This window comes from Actinomyces graevenitzii C83 (assembly GCF_000239695.1).
Taxonomy (GTDB): Bacteria; Actinomycetota; Actinomycetes; order Actinomycetales; family Actinomycetaceae; genus Actinomyces; species Actinomyces graevenitzii.
Genome location: NZ_JH470338.1, coordinates 848,086 through 865,678 on the forward strand (window position 1 = coordinate 848,086; position 17,593 = coordinate 865,678).

Annotated in this window: 13 protein-coding genes and 1 riboswitch; of the genes, 4 read left to right on the forward strand and 9 right to left on the reverse strand. The window is 57.6% G+C overall.

Annotated elements, in window-relative coordinates:
• The first annotated feature begins 93 nt into the window (after positions 1-93).
• Positions 94-1,485: a DivIVA domain-containing protein gene (locus HMPREF0045_RS03695; protein ID WP_005985651.1), complete on the forward strand. Its 1,392-nt coding sequence runs from the start codon at positions 94-96 to the stop codon at positions 1,483-1,485.
• A 161-nt stretch (positions 1,486-1,646) separates the two neighbouring features.
• On the opposite strand, the gene HMPREF0045_RS03700 is transcribed toward HMPREF0045_RS03695, so the two are convergent.
• From HMPREF0045_RS03700 to HMPREF0045_RS03720, 5 genes are all read right to left on the reverse strand, one after another.
• Positions 1,647-2,009: a GntR family transcriptional regulator gene (locus HMPREF0045_RS03700; RefSeq protein WP_034478570.1), complete on the reverse strand. Its 363-nt coding sequence runs from the start codon at positions 2,007-2,009 to the stop codon at positions 1,647-1,649.
• Positions 2,010-2,789: 780 nt separating this feature from the next.
• The gene (locus HMPREF0045_RS03705; protein ID WP_005985655.1) at positions 2,790-3,656 is read right to left on the reverse strand and encodes a carbohydrate ABC transporter permease; all 867 of its coding nucleotides are present in this window, start codon (positions 3,654-3,656) and stop codon (positions 2,790-2,792) included.
• 2 nt (positions 3,657-3,658) lie between these two features.
• Complete coding sequence (locus HMPREF0045_RS03710) at positions 3,659-4,585, reverse strand: carbohydrate ABC transporter permease (protein ID WP_005985657.1); 927 nt, start codon at positions 4,583-4,585, stop codon at positions 3,659-3,661.
• Between the two features lie 168 nt (positions 4,586-4,753).
• The gene (locus HMPREF0045_RS03715) at positions 4,754-6,076 is read right to left on the reverse strand and encodes an ABC transporter substrate-binding protein (protein WP_005985659.1); all 1,323 of its coding nucleotides are present in this window, start codon (positions 6,074-6,076) and stop codon (positions 4,754-4,756) included.
• Positions 6,077-6,386: 310 nt separating this feature from the next.
• Positions 6,387-7,376 carry a malate dehydrogenase gene (locus HMPREF0045_RS03720; protein WP_005985661.1) on the reverse strand — a complete coding sequence of 330 codons (990 nt, stop codon included), beginning with the start codon at positions 7,374-7,376 and terminating at the stop codon, positions 6,387-6,389.
• Between the two features lie 195 nt (positions 7,377-7,571).
• Here HMPREF0045_RS03720 and HMPREF0045_RS03725 point away from each other — a divergent pair, with 195 nt between their 5' ends.
• Positions 7,572-9,524: an ABC transporter ATP-binding protein/permease gene (locus tag HMPREF0045_RS03725; protein ID WP_005985663.1), complete on the forward strand. Its 1,953-nt coding sequence runs from the start codon at positions 7,572-7,574 to the stop codon at positions 9,522-9,524.
• Positions 9,524-11,296, forward strand: coding sequence for an amino acid ABC transporter ATP-binding/permease protein (locus tag HMPREF0045_RS03730; protein ID WP_005985665.1), 1,773 nt, complete (start codon positions 9,524-9,526; stop codon positions 11,294-11,296). The genes HMPREF0045_RS03725 and HMPREF0045_RS03730 overlap by 1 nt, the downstream gene beginning before the upstream one ends.
• Before the next feature lie 228 nt (positions 11,297-11,524).
• On the opposite strand, the gene HMPREF0045_RS03735 is transcribed toward HMPREF0045_RS03730, so the two are convergent.
• Positions 11,525-12,847 carry a dicarboxylate/amino acid:cation symporter gene (locus tag HMPREF0045_RS03735; RefSeq protein WP_040315980.1) on the reverse strand — a complete coding sequence of 441 codons (1,323 nt, stop codon included), beginning with the start codon at positions 12,845-12,847 and terminating at the stop codon, positions 11,525-11,527.
• A 231-nt stretch (positions 12,848-13,078) separates the two neighbouring features.
• Here HMPREF0045_RS03735 and HMPREF0045_RS09530 point away from each other — a divergent pair, with 231 nt between their 5' ends.
• Positions 13,079-14,053 (forward strand): alpha/beta hydrolase, encoded by a 975-nt coding sequence (locus tag HMPREF0045_RS09530; protein WP_005985669.1) that lies wholly within the window; start codon positions 13,079-13,081, stop codon positions 14,051-14,053.
• A 131-nt stretch (positions 14,054-14,184) separates the two neighbouring features.
• On the opposite strand, the gene HMPREF0045_RS03745 is transcribed toward HMPREF0045_RS09530, so the two are convergent.
• From HMPREF0045_RS03745 to purH, 3 genes are all read right to left on the reverse strand, one after another.
• Positions 14,185-14,499, reverse strand: a complete 315-nt coding sequence (locus tag HMPREF0045_RS03745) for a hypothetical protein (protein WP_005985671.1) — start codon at positions 14,497-14,499, stop codon at positions 14,185-14,187.
• 16 nt (positions 14,500-14,515) lie between these two features.
• Complete coding sequence (locus HMPREF0045_RS03750) at positions 14,516-15,580, reverse strand: MauE/DoxX family redox-associated membrane protein (RefSeq protein ID WP_005985673.1); 1,065 nt, start codon at positions 15,578-15,580, stop codon at positions 14,516-14,518.
• A gap of 150 nt (positions 15,581-15,730) precedes the next feature.
• Complete coding sequence (purH, locus tag HMPREF0045_RS03755; RefSeq protein WP_005985675.1) at positions 15,731-17,422, reverse strand: bifunctional phosphoribosylaminoimidazolecarboxamide formyltransferase/IMP cyclohydrolase; 1,692 nt, start codon at positions 17,420-17,422, stop codon at positions 15,731-15,733.
• 29 nt (positions 17,423-17,451) lie between these two features.
• A riboswitch (ZMP/ZTP riboswitch) is annotated at positions 17,452-17,558 on the reverse strand.
• Positions 17,559-17,593: the final 35 nt, after the last annotated feature.

Consider the following 17,593-nt stretch of genomic DNA (forward strand, 5'->3'; position numbering starts at 1 on the left):
CAGTGTCTCATTTGCCGCAAAACCCGTTGCGACCCGCTAGGCTTGGACGGTGGGCACTATTCGCCCCGAGCTTTAACAACCGAGGAGTTAAACGTGGCTGAGGACCACAGTGAATTCGCTATCACCATGCGCGGCTACGATCGGCTGCAGGTGGACCAGCGTTTGGAGAGCCTGAGTCGCCAACTAGTGGAAGCGCGTAACGAGGTGGCCAGCCTTGACCACCGCGCCATGACTTTAGCCGGACAGCTAGCGGAAGCACAGCGTCGTCTACGCGAGAGTGACAAGCCCACTTACGCTGGCTTGGGCTCACGTATTGAGCAGTTGCTACGCAATGCTGAAGAACAGTCTGCCTCTATCTTGGCAAAGGCCAACCGCGAGGCAGATAGCCTGCTAACCCGCACTCGCACGAATGTGGCGCAAATGTCTGAGCGTGCTTCCACCGAGGCTGCCACTACCCTGGCAGATGCTCGCCGGGAAGCTGAAGAAGTACGCTCTAAGGCAGAAAACGAAGCCAGCACCACCCTGGCTAATGCCACGGATCGAGCCAAGGAGCTGGTTGCTGCTGCCAAGCGTGAGGCAGATAAGGTGCGCACCGCCGCCAACACGGAGGCCACCAACCTGACCAACACCAGTCAGCGTGAAGCGGAATTGGCTATTTCTAGCGCCCGCAAGGAAGCTACCGAAATCACCGTTAGCGCCGAGCAGGAGGCCGCTGCCACTCGCGATGAGGCTGCCCGCGCTGCTGAAGAGGCCACCACCAGCGCTGAGCGTCAGGCCCGCGAGCTGCTCGATAACGCCCGTAAGGAAGCCCGCCTGGTTACCGACAAGGCCAACACTCAGGCCGAGGAACTGCTGACCCAGGCTCGTAAGGAAGCTGAGACCACGCGCCGCGCCGCTAAGGATGAGGCTGAGGCGGCTCGCGCTGAGGCCGCCGAGCTGCGCCAAAACAGCGCCCTTGAGGTGGCCGCACTTAAGGAAAGTACTGCTAAGGAAGCTGCCGAGGCCGCTGAAGCTGCCCGTAAGTCTACTGAAGCTATGGTGGCTAAGGCTGAAGAGCAGGCTGCTGACGCCGAAGAGCGTCTGCGTGAGGCTATGGAGCGCGCCGAAAAGATGCGTGCTGCTTCTGATGAGGAGGCCCGCAAGCGCCAGGTGGACGCTAACCGCGCCGCTGAAGAGGTTATTGCTGGTGCCCGTGGGGAAGCTGAGCAGCTGATTTTGGATGCACAGATCCAGGCTGATGCGCTCACTGCCGCCGCTAAGCGTGAGGTGGAGGAGCTGCGCGCACAGCGTGACTCGATCAGCTCTTACCTGGAGGAGATGCGCGGGGTGCTTGGTAGCGCCGCCGCCTTTGTGACCGGTATGCCTGCTTCAGTTACCCAGCCGCAGCTAAGCGCCGACTCTAGCTACAGCAGCGACTCTGCTGACTTGGCTGAGTCTGCTGACTCTAGCGAGTCGGCTGCTAGCGCCGCTAGCGCTGACAAGTAGCCCAAATATAAAACAAGGGGCGGATGGCCTGTTGGCAACCATCCGCCCCTTTCTTATATGCGTAACACTTAAATCACTGCCGTAGTGCTTTAAGCATCACGCATCAAGGTGCGAGCCACGCGGGATCAACGTTTTACCCGCACCTTGGTTTTAACCCTGCCCTAGCTCCAGGCGTAGGCCAGGTAGTCTTGTGCTTCTTCTAGTGAGTGCCCTAGAGATTTCATAGAGCGTGAGTAGGCTCCCGCAGCGCGGTGAGTAGCTGCTTGGTCGCGATCAAGCACATAAGTGCCCAAGCGGCCTCGCCCCTGCACCACTCCGTGGCGCTCTAACTCACGGTAGGCCTTAGCCACAGTGTTTGTGGCTACCCCTAGCGTGGCAGCTAAAGTGCGCGTAGCCGGCAGGCGCGTGCCGGGGGTAATAGCCCCCTTTTCCACGCTTTTACTAACCGCATCTACTATTTGTATGAACACCGGGAGGCTAGAACCCGGGTCAATCTTTATGTTTAAACCCACTGTCTTGCCCATATGCAAAGTGTGCACCATTGCTAGAGATTTTTTCCAGTCCCAAGTTTTCACAAAACCCGCAGGTGAGAGCACATTTGAAGAAGATTTGCAAAAAATAAATAACTACTTCTTATGGAAGATAGTTAATTAATAAGTTAATCCTATAGACATTCCTCTTTGAACATCTCTAACGATATTAATTTATAGCAGCCTTCCCCGCCATTTCAGGGATTTATGAATTAATTAAAGCAAACATTGACTTGGATTTACTACCATGGATCAAAGTTATTTAATTCAGTCAAGCATAGGTAAACGCCACGAACTTGGCAGTTAATCCAACAAACCCGCCACTACCTGCAAGAACAACCCCGCCCTTGGGGCTGTTATGCTCTGCGTGAACACGCACCAAAACTGCTGGTCAACCACGCCCAGCTGACACAATCGCTACCACAATTTGCGATTCCAACAGGAAGTATGCCAGTGACGGCGCTCTTCCAAACCACGCTCAGCGCCAAATAGCGACTCATTAGACCACGCCACCACATGGGGCGTACGCGGCGCAATCGTCTGGTTACAGCCCGGACAGGTATAGCTCTTATCAGCCCCGCGCACATTACGCACCGTAAACTCCGCTCCCCCAGGCCCACGCTGTGAGCGCGGTAGGGAAGCCAGCCGGTCCATATTTAGCGGTACATGAGGCTGGTTATAGGGGCGTTTAGAGCTGCGTCGGGCCATAGGGACGATTATAAGAAGCCAGCTCGACGACGTCGCCAAAAACAGCGACGCCGTCGAGAATGTAACTCAGCCCTTAACGGAACCAGACATCAAACCGCCCACAAAGTACTTACCCAGGACGATATAAACCAGCAGCGTAGGCACTGAGGCAATTAGCGCCCCCGACATTGACGCGCCATAGTCAGCCAGAATCGAGCCGTGCGCCAAGTTGCTCAAAGCCAGCGTCACCGGGCCGTTTTGCGCCCCGCCACCAAAGAACAAGGCAAACAGGAAGTCATTCCAGGCGCTAGTGAACTGCCAGATCAGCACCACCACAAAAGAGGGCACAGAAATAGGTAGCACCACTGAGAAGTAGGTGCGCAGCATCCCGGCCCCATCTACGCGGGCCGCCTCAATAAGCTCATTAGGCAGCGTCTCGTAGTAGTTACGGAAAATCAAGGTAGTGATCGGAATACCGTAAACCACGTGCATCAAGATCAAGGTGGGGATCCCAAAGCCCAGGTCAGCGTTAATCACCAGACGCATCAGCGGAATCATCACCGCCTGGTAGGGAATGAACATGCCAAACAAGATCAGCGTGAACACCACATTGGCTCCCGGGAAGCGCCACTTAGAAAGCACAAAGCCGTTAGCGCTTCCCAGCATGGCGGAGATCAGCGCCGCCGGAATCACTAGTTGCAGCGAGCGCACCAGACCGCCGCCTAGTTCCTCCCAGGCCCGCGACCAGTTTTTAGTTTCCCAGTGCTCAGGCAGGTACCAGGTGGTGGAGGGGTCAGCTTCAGCCGAACCTTTAAAGGAGGTCACGATCAGCACATAGACCGGAATTAGCACCAGCGCCAGGGAGATAAATAGCAGCACATAGCGCACGGTAGTTCCCAGTTGAAAGCGCCGCGAGTCATGAGCGCGCTCAGTTTTAACTTTAGGCTCGCTCATGTTCATTTCCTTGTCTTGGTGTCGTGGATCAGGTAGGGAATAACCGCGATAGCTACCAGCGCCAGCAAGATCACGCCTACGGCAGCGGCGTTGGAGTAGTCGTTGTCGGTCATGAAGTTGTACATGTCGATTGCGGGCACTTTAGTGGAGTAGGTGCGCTGGTCGGTGATCGACATGATTAGGTCGAAGCTCTTAAGCGACATGTGCCCAATGATGATCACGGCGCTTAGGGCAATGGGGGTTAGCTGCGGGAAAATGATGTTCTTGTACAGCTGCCATTCATTGGCCCCATCGACGCGGGCGGCTTCACGTAGGTCATCAGAGATGCCCCTAAAGCCGGCCAGGAACAGGGCCATCACATAGCCTGCCAGCTGCCAGATGGCTGGGATTGCAATTGCCAAGATGCCAAAGTGGACATTTGAGGCCCAGCTGTTTTCTAGGAAGGTCAGCCCGCACATCTCAAATAGTCGGTTTAGACCTGAGGCTTCGCTGCCGGTTTTGGAGTTGAGCAGCCAGCGCCACACCACACCGGAGGCCACAAAGGACACCGCCATGGGGAATAGGAATACCGAGCGGAAGATCCCCTCCCCCTTGATGGGTTTGTCTAGCAGCCAGGCCCACAGGAAGCCTAGTAGCAGCGTGCCCACTAGGAAGGCCACGGTGAACAGGATCAGGTTTATGAAGGAGTGCTGGAAGTTTGGGTCTTCAAAGAGTTTGGAGAAGTTTTCAAAGCCCACATACTTTGAGGGGCGCCGCCCTGAGACCTGGGCGGCCCGGTGGGTGTTGTATAGGGAAGTTTTGAAGTTGGCGCCAATCATGCCGTAAACGAAGATTGCCACCAAGATTAGGGACGGAGAGATTAGCAGCAGGCCGGGGCCCCATTGCTTGATCTTGTTTTTACGCCGTCGCGCCGCGCGGGCTCTAGACATGCGTTGTCCTCCTTGACACTTGCTGATGTTAAGGCGGGCGACGCCGTCGTGGCTTTTGACGACGTCGCCCACCGCGTTTATGCCGGCTGGCACCCTAACCACCAAGAAAGGAACCAGAGAGCACTTGCTGACTTTTGGTCAGCTTTTTAAGGGCGCCAGCCGGAAACTTTACTGAGCTGCCTTGTAGGCTTCAGCCAGGGCTTTTTGCAAAGCCTTGGCATCTGAGGCGCCCTGGGCGAACTTGCTTAGGGCGTCACCCATGGCGTTGGAGGCCTTTGCCGGTAGGGCTGCGCCGTGGGCAATGGAAGAGACGATGGTGTCTTTGGAGAAGTCTTCCATGGCCGAGCGCTGGTACTCAGAGAACTTCTTCTTTTCCTCATCCGTCAGGTCCGTGCGGGCAGGGATAGAGCCCTTGACGGTGTTGAAAGCAACCTGGCCTTCCTTGGAGGAGATGCAGCTGAGCCAGTTCTTGGCGCCGCCGGGGTGCTTGGCCTTTTCGGGCAGAGTGAAGGAGTCGGCTAGGAAGTCGAAGATGCCCTTGGTGCCCGGTACTGGGAAGTAGACGTAGTCGGTGCCGGCGGTCTTCTTGGCGGCGTTGAAACCAGCTACCGCCCAGTCACCCATGACGTTGTAGGCGGCCTTGCCTTCCATAATGGGCTTGATGGCCGGCTCCCAGTCTTCGGTGTATAGGGACTTGTCGGTGAAGGAGACGATCTTGGCGTAGTGCTCAACAGCCTTGGTTACTTCAGCACCAGCCCAGTCGGTCGTGCCGTCGAACAGGCCCGAGTACTTTTCTGCGCCTAGGTCTGCAATTAGCACAGATTCGAACAGGCCCATCTGGGTCCAGGCCATACCCATGGTGATGGGGGTGTAGCCGGCGGCCTTGATCTTTTCCATGTCGCTGATCCAGGCGTCAATAGTTTGGGCAGGCTTGGCCGGGTCTAGGCCGGCAGCCTTAAGCACTGATACCGAGGCCCACACTACGTTGTTGCGGTGGATGTTGGAGGGCACTGAGTAGATGGCACCATCTACGGTTAGGCGCTCCATTAGGGTCTTGGGGAAGGCATCCTTGAGCTTGAACTCGTCGTAGAGCTTGGAGACGTCTTGCAGGTAGCCGGCGTCAATGTCGTCCTTGAGTTCAGCGCCGGCGTGGGCCTGGTAGGTGTCTGGCGGGTTGCCAGCGGACAGGTCTGCAGCTAGCTTCTGCTTGGCCTGGGAGCCGCCGCCACCAGCGATGGCCTTGTTAGCGAATTTGGTCTTGGGGAACTGCGCGTTGAAGACCTTGACTAGGGCTTCTAGGCCGTCCTTTTCGCTTCCGGCCTGCCACCAGGTGACGACGTCGACCTGGCTGGCATCGCCTTGGCCTACCGCCTCGCCGGACTTGCCTTCCTTCTTGTCGCTTGAGCCGCAGGCGGCCAGGGTGGCCGCGAGTGCGGTGGCGCTGGCACCGATTAGTACCTGACGCCGTGACATGTATGTGCTTACGCTCATGATCGCTCCTGAACAGCGTTGTCCTAGAAGTTGTTGCTTACATGCTGGGCTGAACGCGCGTCACGGCGGTCAGTCAAGTTACTTGGGCAACAAATTTTCGTTCTGTAGTTGCAATTGTGCAACAGATTTTCCTGTGATGTTGGAAAAATTGGGTTTTGCGCAAAAATCGCTATCGATTTGTTATTTTTTGTGCACTTTTGTGCGTATGTTTTTTGTCTCTGCTCTGGTTGCGAGATAGCCCAAAATAACAAAGCTGGCCGTCACTTACGTGGCGGCCAGCTTTGGTAGCTAGCTGTGGTAGCTAGTTAGATCAGATCAGACCTAGACCCTTAACGGTGTCCTTCTCGTGCAGCAGTTCCTTGACAGAAGCGTCAATCTCGGCGCGGGAGAAGTCGTCGATCTCTAGGCCTTCAACAATCTTCCATTCGCCGTCAACGCTAGTTGCCGGGAAGGAGGAGATGATGCCCTCGGGCACGCCGTAGGAGCCGTCGCTCATGATGGCGGCGGAGGTCCAGGAGTAGCCCTTAACGCCCTTGACCCAGTCGCGCACGTGGTCGATAGCGGCAGAGGCAGCAGAGGCGGCGGAGGAAGCCCCACGGGCTTCGATGATGGCGGCGCCACGCTTGGCCACGGTGGGGATGAAGTCGCCCTCAACCCAGGCACGGTCAGCCAAAAGCTCGGTGATCGGCTGGCCCTTAACGGTGGCGTGAGTCAGGTCAGGGTACTGGGTGGAGGAGTGGTTACCCCAGATGGTGACCTTGTCTAGGTCGGTTACGTGAACGCCGGTCTTGGCGGCTAGCTGAGCCAGGGCGCGGTTGTGGTCCAGACGGGTCATAGCGGTGAAGCGAGAGCTGGGCACGTCCGGGGCGTGGTTAGCAGCAATCAGGGCGTTGGTGTTGGCAGGGTTACCCACAACCAGGACCTTGATGTCGTCAGCGGCTACAGCGTTAATGGCTGCACCCTGAGGACCGAAGATACCGCCGTTGGCCTGCAGCAGGTCAGAGCGCTCCATGCCCGCACGACGCGGCATAGAACCAACCAGGAAGGCAATGTTGGCGCCGTCGAAAGCCTGCTTGGGGTCATCGAAAATGTCCACGCTACCCAGGGTCGGGAAGGCGGAGTCGAACAGCTCCATAGCGGTACCCTCAGCAGCCTTAACAGCCTGGGGGATCTCCAGCAGGCGTAGGTTTACCGGCTGGTCGGGGCCCAGTAGGGCGCCAGAAGCGATACGGAACAGTAGTGCGTAGCCAATGTTGCCAGCGGCACCGGTGACGGTGACATTTACGGGGGCGTTTGCCATAAGTTAAGTCTCCTTAAGGTAAGACAATTAAGGACTGCTTCCTTGCACAGCCACTGTGTATAAGTGTATGCCCTTGAGCATACAAAATTTAGGACCCAGCGATTTTGCCCAAATCAGAGCCTTTAGTGCGCACGCCGGTTAGCTAACTGTGTTCTATGCCCCCTAAGGCGCTAATGGCAAGCTAAGCTGTTAGCCGTGAGAGGCCAAACCATACCTACCCGCTCACCTCTAGGGCAGCGGGCTTACCGTCAGATTTGTGTGTTTAGCGTCGTGGCAGGGGCCAGCGGCGCCCTAAGTTTGATTGGTTTTGGTAAGGGGGTGGGGGCACCTTTCAACTCCACTGTACTAGCCCATCAAGTCTCTCCGTTTGCGGCGGCGTGGCCTTGGCTGGCCACGGCAGTTATTTTTGCCAGCATCTGCGCCCTAAGCTATGCGGCAGCTGACTATATTGGCCGCCAAAATGCGCTTGATGAAGAATCACGCCTACGCGTGCGCACCTTAGACCACATTTTCGCTATTGGTCACTTGCCGCGCACCGGAGCTGGTGCCGACAGCGCTAAAACCACCTCCACTGGCGCACTAGTGTCTACCTTGGTTGATGGAAGCGAGCGCGTATCTAAATATGAGTTCACCTTCCTGCCTCAAGCAATCAGTGCCCTGATCACTCCCCTAGTGGTGCTAGTGCTGGCGGCTATCTTCATTGACCCCCTTAGCGCCCTAGAACTAGCTGGCGGCGTCGCCGTCGCTATTGGCGCTAGCCTCGCCGTCAGCCGCCTCACCCGTGGCAGCGCGGCTGGCTCACGCCGGCAGCGCTCAGCTCTAGCGGCCCAATATTTAGATGCAGTGCAGGGCCTGAGCACTTTAGTACTCGCCCGCGCCGGTGAACGCTACGCCCAGCGTCTAGCCCAACGCGGTGAAGCTAACCGCCGCGCCCTAATGCGCCTACTGGCCGGCAACCAGCTGGTAATCCTAGCCACCGACCTATTTACCAGCGTATTCATTTTGATGGCCTCCATAGCCATTGCCGCCGCTGGTTTAGATTCCGGACGCCTAGATGCCGGTGATGCCCTGGCCCTGGCCCTAGTAGCGCTAGTGCTGCTAGACCCACTCAACCACGTAGGGGCCTTCTTCTATGTGGGTATGAGTGGACGCGCCAGCCAAAAAGCTATCTGCAATATTTTGGCTACCCCCACCCCCGCCAGCTCTGCCCCCGCGCCGGTGCCCGCCAAGGCTTCCAGCTATCAGCAAGAAGAAGTAGACACCGCCGCTATCTTCTTGCGTGACGTGAGCGTTGGCTGGGGCGATAAAGACGTACTCAAAAACGTCAATCTGCGGGTTGAACTGGGTGAACACATCGGTATTGTGGGTCGCTCAGGAGCCGGCAAATCCACGCTTATGGCCCTGTTGGCAGGCCACTTACTGCCCCGCGAAGGCTATGGGCGCCTCGGCCCTATCCGCCTGCGCCCAGCCAATATGTCGCGTGTACAGCGCTCCAGCGCCCTAGTTAGCCAGCGTTCATGGCTCTTTGGTGACACGGTAGCCCAAAACCTGCGTCTAGCTAAGCCTGAAGCCACCACTGAAGAACTGTGGCACGCCCTAGAAGTCGCCCAGCTAGACACCGAAATTCGGGCCCTACCTAAGGGGCTAGAAACCATGCTAGGCGACAGCGGCATGGGCCTATCAGGAGGCCAAGCTCAACGCCTGGCTATTGCCCGCGCGGTACTAGCTAACCGCCCTATCTTGCTACTTGATGAACCCACCAGTCAGGTAGACCTAGCCAGTGAAGCTGCCATCATTAAAGCCCTAGAAAACCTAGGTGCCAACCGCACGGTGGTAACCATTTCACACCGCCCGGCAGCCCTGATTCACACAGACCGCACTTTTAAGGTTTCTAAAGGCAGACTCCATGAGCTCACGCCGCGCAAACCCAAGGCTAAGCCCACCGGCCCAGCCCAACCCACCAAGGCCCAAGCAGACCAGCTTCTGGCTGCCAAGGTTAGTGGCGACGCCATGACCACTCCCCTAACTTCAGCGCTAGCCTCTCTAGCCCAGATGCAAAAAACCACTAAAACCAAGAAAAACTCTGCCAAAAAACCAACTGCTATGGATGCCAGCTCAGCCCACAGCGCTAGCGGAGAGGAGGACTGATGTCACGGCGTCGGGTTTATAACTGGCTCCTAGAAGTAACGCGGCCGGCCCTAAAGCCCCTGGCCCTGTCAGTAAGCGCCCGCCTACTGGACCAGATCTTGCAGGTAGTCATCTACTCCCTGGGGGCCTATGCACTCGCGGTGGCGCTACGCAAACTCAGCGGGGGCGGCACTGGGCTGGATACTGGCCTGGTGTGGCTGTTCCTATTGGGATGCTTCATCATCGCCCTGGTCAAGGCCGCTTTACGCTACGCCGAACAGTTTATGGGGCACCTAGTTGCTTTCAAAGCCCTAGAGTTGCTGCGCATTGAGCTGTTTAGGTCTATGCTGCCCCAATCGCCGCGCCTGTCTCTACACACTCGCTCAGCTGAGCTGACCGGGCGGCTAACTAAAGATATTGACCGCATTGAGGTGTTTTTTGCTCACACTTTGGCGCCGCTAGTAAGTTCGCTGGTAGTGCCGCTGCTGACCTGGGTGTGGATCGCCTTTGTGTCTCCGGCTACGGTTTCTATCTTTGTCCTGGTAATGCTGGCGCTGACCCTGGTGGCGGTGCCTTTGATGGGAGCTAAGTTCTCTCTTGCTGGGGCTCAAAAGAGCGCCAAGATTCGCGGTCAGCTCCAGGCCCACGTAACCGACTCGGTGCAGGGCTATAACGAGGTGCTTTCTTATGGCGCCCAGTTGCAGCGGCTAGAGCAGCTTGAACGCATTGGTGATTCGATCACCGCCGCTGATGCTCCAGTGCGGGCTTGGGCGGCCCTGCGTTGGGCGGCTGGGCAGCTGTTGATGGCCCTGATGCTGTTTGGGGTGCTGTTTATTTGGCTGCGCGACCCTGTTTTTGAGGCCGCTCCCCTGGCTCAAGCCCCCACGGTGGTGGCGGTGACTGCCGCCCTGGTAGCTCAGCGCACTAGCGCGCGTACCTTGGAGGATATGCCTTCTTCAGTGTCGGTAGCTTGGGCTAGTGCTGAGCGGGTTTATGCAACCGCCCATGGGCCGGCTTTGCTTGATGGGCCTAAAGCTTTGCCTGCCCGTCGCGACGACGCCGCCAAGTCTGGTTTGGAGGTCACCTGGCACAAGGTTTCTTATGCCTACCCCGGTGAGCGTAAACACCAGGCCTTAACTCAGGTTTCCCTGCATCTAAACGCTGGTTCTTGGACAGTACTGGCGGGTGCTAGCGGTAGCGGCAAGTCCACGCTAAGTATGCTGGCGGCGCGCTGCGATGACCCGGTAGGCGGACGCGTGCTACTTGATGGACACGATGTACGCACACTTAAAGTTGATTCACTGCGTTCCCAAGTACAACTAGTAAGCCAGCATCCGTTCATTATGCGCGCCACCATCCGCGAGAATCTGGCTTTGGCGGCCCCGCAGGCCGATACCGCCCAGCTGTGGCAGGCCCTGGAATACGCCCAGCTGGCTGCTGAGGTGCGGGCTATGCCTAAGGGGCTAGATACGCTTGTGGGCGAGCGTGGCAGTTCGCTTTCTGGCGGTCAGGCCCAGCGCCTGGCTTTTGCCCGGGCCCTGGTAGCTAAGCCGCGCCTGCTGATTTTGGATGAGTTCACTTCGCATATGGATTTGAAGCTGGCTGCTAGTGTGCGTAAGTCTTTACGCCAGGCGCTACCTGAAGCCACCATTTTGGAAGTCTCCCACACGCTGGAGGGCCTGGAATTGGCTGATCGGGTGGTGGTCTTTGAAAATGGCCAGATTGTCCAAAGTGGCAAGCCCCAAAAGCTAATGAATACTCCCGGCCCACTGCGCCAGCTTATGGACCGCTAGGTCAGCTATGGACCACTAGATAGCCATCGGCCGGCTGCGACGGCTAGCAAGCTGCCATAGCTAACAAGCTACGCAGCTCAAACACCAGCAATTTACACAAATAGTTAGCGCTAACCTTGCGGTTAGCGCTAACTATTTTTTATGAGGTGTCTAGTGCAGCTAGCTAGCATCACTAGCTATACCGTGGCTAGGGCACTAGGCAGCCTTTAGACTGCGCACTAGACAGCGTTAGGCTCCCAGCTGCTGGGATAGAGCGCGGTCTTCGTCAGTGACTACCCCTTCCACCGAAACCTTGTCCAGGTAGGCCATGCCGTCAAAAGACAGCTCACGGGCGTTTTCCGGGTCAGCTTTAGAGTCGTTGAACTGGCCGTGAGCCAGGCGGTCAATCACAATGGCAATAGCGCCGTCGCCAGTTACGTTGGTGGCGGTGCCGAAGGGGTCCAAAGCGATGTAGGTGGCAATCATAAGGGCAATAGCGGACTCGTTAAAGCCCAGCATTGAAGAGAGCACCCCGGTGGCGGCCATAATCGCACCTCCGGGCACACCCGGGGCGGCCACCATGACAATACCCAGCATGAAAATAAAGCCGGCATACTGCATCGTTGAAACGTGCATCCCCTGGGAGGCAATAATGGCTAGCGAGAAAGCCGTAATTTTCGAGGTTGAACCGGCCAGGTGAATAGTGGCGCACAGAGGCACGGTGAAAGCAGCTACCGGCGCAGATACCCCATTTTTGCGGGTCTGGCGCAAGGTCACCGGGATGGTTGCTGCCGAGGAGGAGGTACCCAGGGCGGTGGTGTAGGCGGGCATCATGGTCCACAGCGCCTTTAAGGGGTTGCGCTTACCAACCAGACCGGCCACCACAAACTGGGTCAGCAGGATAACCACTTCCAACACCAGCACCACCACTACTACGCTCAGCAGGGTGCGCATAATGCGCCAAGCTGCACCCGAGATAGCCAGGTTCAAGAAGGTACCAAACACGTGTAACGGCAGCAGCGGAATAATGATCTTGTTGATCAAAGCGCTGATAATGGCTCTAAATTCAATGCTGGCTTTACGCAGTACACCCCTGGGCACCAGTGACAGGCCAATGCCGATCACGAAAGATAGCAGCAGCGCCGTCATGACCCCAAAGACCGGGGGCATTTCCACTTCAAAATAAGACTTGAGGCTACCGGCGTCGGCCTTACCCACACTAGAGGCCAAAGACTTGGTGATAATGTGCGGAAAAACGCCGGCGCACACCATGTAGGTAAGGAAACCTGAAAACAGGGTGGAACCATAGGCCAGGGCCGCAGTAATAGAGAGCCACTTACCGGCTCCACGTCCTAAATCTGCAATAGCCGGAGTTACTAAACCCACGATGATCAGCGGAATTGCAAAACTTAAGAACTGGGCGAAAATCGCCGAAAAGGTAACAAATACACGCGCCAACGGCACGGTGATCAGCGGGGAGGAACCTACCTTAATAGAGCCCACCACCAAAGCGGTCACTATCGCTAGAATCACCCAAAACAGGATGCCGCCAGCTTTTATTAGCTTACGCACCGAGATCATGCCTTTTCCTTCGCTCGTGGCGAGGCGCCTGGCGAACGCGGCGCGCCGCCAATAGCGTCAGCGCCTAGGTATGCAACATAATCTCAATATTTGGCTTATAGCGCTACATTCTCCGCATAGTGAGATTTTCTTACATTATTTTCTAAAATATGCATTCGCAGCATATAGCGAAATTTCCGGTCTGGCATCGTTTTAACTGCTCAATCTGGTTATGGTGAAACTATGAGCGCTAAGCAGGTAAATTGGCCCCGTTCAAAGCACAGCTATATTGATTTAAGTGACGGGCGCCGGCTGCATGTGGTTGAGCATCTGCCATTTTCCGGGCTAGCTACGACGACGGCGCCAGCTACAGCGCCACTTGAGAGGCCAGCGACGACGACGGCGCCAGCGGCTGCGGGGGCGCCGACCGGGCCAGCTGTGGATCATGGGACGAGCACTAAACCCCCGGTGGTGTTTGAGTCCGGCCTGGGACTCTCGCGCCTACTGTGGGCAAATGTGGCTCATTTACTGGCAAAAGCCGGCTACCGCACGATCAGCTATGACCGCTCAGGCCTGGGATTATCGCCAGCTGCAACAGAACGCAGCCTAGAGGCCCTGGTGGCAGACCTAGAGCAAGTGGTGCAAACTTACGCACCCCAGGGGGCCATTATTGTGGGCCACTCCTATGGGGGTATCTTGGCCCGCACCCTGACGGCGCGCCAGCCGCAGCTAGTTAAAGCATTAGTGCTGGTTGATCCCTCAAGTGAATTTGTAGGGGCCCAGATCGGGCCGCTAGGTAAACGCCTGGAGGCATTTTTTGATTCGGCGATTACTTTTAGCCGCAATCTTAAACTGCTCCCCACCTTCCTGATGGCCGCAGGCTACAAGCATTTACCGGTGCGATTGCAGCAAAAGGTACGTGTTGAGGACGTCAGCGACACTTCTTTACAGACGCGGCGGCAGGAAAATGAGGGCTACTACCCGGCTCTAGCAAAGCTACGCGAGAGCCCCCTACCCTATCCGCAGGTACCGGTAGAGATTTTATTGGCCAGCTCTAGCCCTGAGTCACAGTGGTTTAAAGCCCACAGCGAGTATGCGAGCAAGCTGCCTGACGCCCACCTGTGGCAGGCTTCAACCAGCTCACATATGGTTCCACTGCTGCGTCCCCAGGAAGTGGCTTTGGCGGTTAAACAAGCCGACGCCCGCCGCAGTGCTTAAGCCAAAGTACACCTAAAGCCGCAGGGCTGCCTAAAGCTGCGGCGTCGGTTCTGGCAACTAAGCCAACTGGCGCCCCAACCCAGCCCAGCCAGCTACGCCGTCGACCCAGCCCAGCCAAAGCAGAGCAGGTTTTAGTAGATGCGCGGCAGGTTAGCGTAGGTGGACAGCAGCACTAAACCAACAGTTAAGCCAGTGCCCACCACTAAATCTTCAAAACGAGTGCGAGCCTGAATCCAAGTGCCCTCGGGGCGCAGCAGGCGAATTATGGTAAGGGCGCCGGTTAGAGTAGCTGCTTCCAAAACCGCAAAACGCGAGTAGCCCAGCAGCGCCGTGGTCACCACGATTAGCACGCAAACCGTCACCAGCCCTACCCCGGCCACGCGGTAGTAGTGGCGTGGCGGCAACTGGTTAGGGGAAAGTACGCTTTCAGCTGTTTCTTTGCTCATTTTTCTCCTTGGCAACCTACAGCATACCTTTTACCCCGCCGTAGCTGGATGCTTCAGCGGGTAGGTCACCGGTGTCGACGGCGTCGCTGATTTGTTCCAGCATCTGCTCTACCAGCTCAATTACGGCTTTTTTACCCTCAACTGGGCCACCGGCTAAGAGGCCGTCGGTACCCAAAAGCACGGCGGCGGGCACTGCCTCAATTGCCAGTAGGCGGGAAACTTCCTCGTTAACGTCACGTAGATAGTGTCCACGCAGCGAGTAGGGATCTCCCTTGGCAAAGTATTCCTCGGCGCTACGCGGGGAGACCACCTTAATGGCCACCTGGGGAATGGCCTTGATCCAGCCGGGCACTAGGGCTTTAATGTCATCGCAGTAGCCGCATTCCATGGACAGGAATAGCAACAGGTGAGCTTGCCGGGCTGAATAAGCGCGCAGGTTGTAGCCACTTTCAAACTCATCGTAGAGGGTGGCGATGGGGATTAGGGCGCGCAGATACTCGCCTTCTTGCTGGCTAGCGGGGGCGTCTAGATAGTCTTGGGCAAAGCCGCTTTGCTCTACCGGCGCTGGGGCTTTACCCAGTGAAGCTTGGGCTAGTAGCCAAGTAACTGCCGCCACCGCTGCCAGGGCTAGAACTGGCAGGTTAGTGGCCACTTGAAGCGCGAAAACTGGTGTGCCCCAAGCTAAGGCCACCAGCCACAGCAGGGCCAGGGCCACTAGGGCCAGGTTGCGGGCAATTAGCACCGGCCCCACTTCGGTGGCATTTTTAGCCCCAAAACAGTTGCAGCTGGCCTGATCTTGGCGGGCCAGGCGCACAATCAGCGCCAGGTAGAAGCTGACCAAAACCAGCGCGGCCAGAGCCACCGGCCAAGCCAATACTCCGGGCACAACCAGTAAAGCTAGCGCCAGGGCTAGCTCGCCCCAGGGGTGGGCGCGGCGCAGCCAGGTTTGGTTTAGGAATTTGGGTAGGCCCAGTTCACGCCAAGTATCGGCGTCATCGACGCCGGAGGTGAGCTTACCGATAGCAGCTGCGGAAAATACGGTCGCCAAAACTATGGGGGCGGCTACCAGTACTAAATCCATGGGGCTCCTTGTTTAACGCCTGGCTAACATATTGGTTTAACACGCTGGCGTGGGTGGGAACTTAAAGGGGGCGGAATTTAAAAGCGGCGGGACTTAAAGGGGTTGGGATATAAAGCGGGGACAGGTATAAACCTGCCCCCGCTAAATGTATCAGTGAGCGAAGTGGCGCGTACCAGTGAAGTACATGGTCACGCCAGCAGCCTGGGCGGCCTCAATCACTTCTGCGTCGCGGATAGAGCCACCAGGCTGCACCACAGCCTTAACCCCGGCGTCGATAAGCAGCTGCAGGCCATCGGCGAAGGGGAAGAAAGCGTCAGAGGCAGCTACGCTACCCACCGCACGCTGGGGGGCGCTGGCGGCTAGGATCTGGCTGGCATCCGCCCCACCGGCACTGTTGGCCTGATTGGCGGCGGCGTCACCAGTGGCGCGCGCGCCTAGGGTGTTGGCGCGCTCAATGGCCAACTTGCACGAGTCAACGCGGTTAACCTGGCCCATACCCACACCCACAGTGGCGCCAGCGTGTGCCAGCAGCACCGCGTTGGAGCGCACCGAGCGCACAGCGTTCCAGGCAAAACGCAGGTCAGCTAGGGTTTCGGCGTCGGCACTGGGGCCGGCCACCAGCTGCCACTGGGCCGGGTCGTCACCGGTGGCGTCAACATTGTCACGCTCTTGCACCAGTAGGCCGCCGGTTACCTGCTTGAACTCATAGCCACCACGTACCGGCTTAGGCAGGCGCAAAATACGTAGGTTCTTCTTGGCGCTGAGGATTTCTAGTGCCTGCGGTTCATACTCAGGGGCCACAATCACCTCAGTGAAAATCGGCTTAACCTGGGCGGCCATGGCGGCGGTGACGGTGGCATTAGTGGCGATTACGCCGCCGTAAGCAGACACCGGATCGCAGGCGTGAGCCTTAGCGTGAGCCTTAGCCACATCCTCATCTACCGCAATGCCGCAAGGGTTGGCGTGCTTAACTACCACCACGGTGGTGGCCTCGCCTTGATCGTAGGCGGCGCGCACAGCTGCGTCAGCGTCGGTGTAGTTGTTGTAGCTCATGGCCTTACCGTGCAGCTGCTCGGCGCCGGCAATGCCCTGGGCCTGGCCCTGGGTGTACAGAGCGGCACTCTGGTGCGGGTTTTCGCCGTAACGCAGGGCGTGGGCGCGGGTAAAGGTGGCGCCCACAAACTCCGGTAGGGCTGCCTCGGTCTCTAGCTGCTGGGAGAACCAGCTGGCAACGGCGACGTCGTAGCTGGCGGTGTGAGCGAAGGCGGCGGCGGCTAGGGCGCGGCGCTGAGAGAGGGTGAAGCCACCTGCAGACACAGCCTGGGCTACCTGCTCGTAACGGGCCGGGTCTACCACTACCGCTACTGCCGGGTGGTTTTTGGCGGCAGCGCGCACCATGGAGGGGCCGCCAATGTCGATCTGCTCAACGCAGGCGTCAAAGTCAGCGCCAGAGGCAACCGTGTCAGTGAAGGGGTAAAGGTTAACCACCACCAGGTCAATGGGGGCCACCTGCAGTTCACGCAGCTGGGCCAGGTGAGCGTCCTTGCGGCGGTCAGCCAGAATACCGGCGTGAATCTTGGGGTGCAGGGTCTTAACGCGGCCTTCTAGGCACTCGGGGAAGCCGGTAACCTGCTCCACCGGGGTGACCGGAATACCGGCGGCAGCAATGGTGGCAGCGGTGGAACCGGTAGAAATTAGCTCAACCCCGTTGGCGTGTAGCTGGGTGGCTAGCTCCACTAGGTTGGTCTTGTCATAAACGCTCAGCAGGGCGCGCTTAACCGGCACCTGATCAGGGTTTACTAGACCTTCCGTGGGCACGTGAGCAGTGGGGATTGCAGTCAATTTGACTCCTTGAAACTGGAAAATAACTGCCTAGGCACCCAGGCGGGCGGCGCCATGGTTTACCCCTTAAAACTTAAGTTTCAAGGGCTCGCCGCTCCCCGGTGGTGACCCACCCACGCCAGTTACAGCGATAACAACCCCAGTCTACTGTAGAGCTGGGGTTGCTTTAAG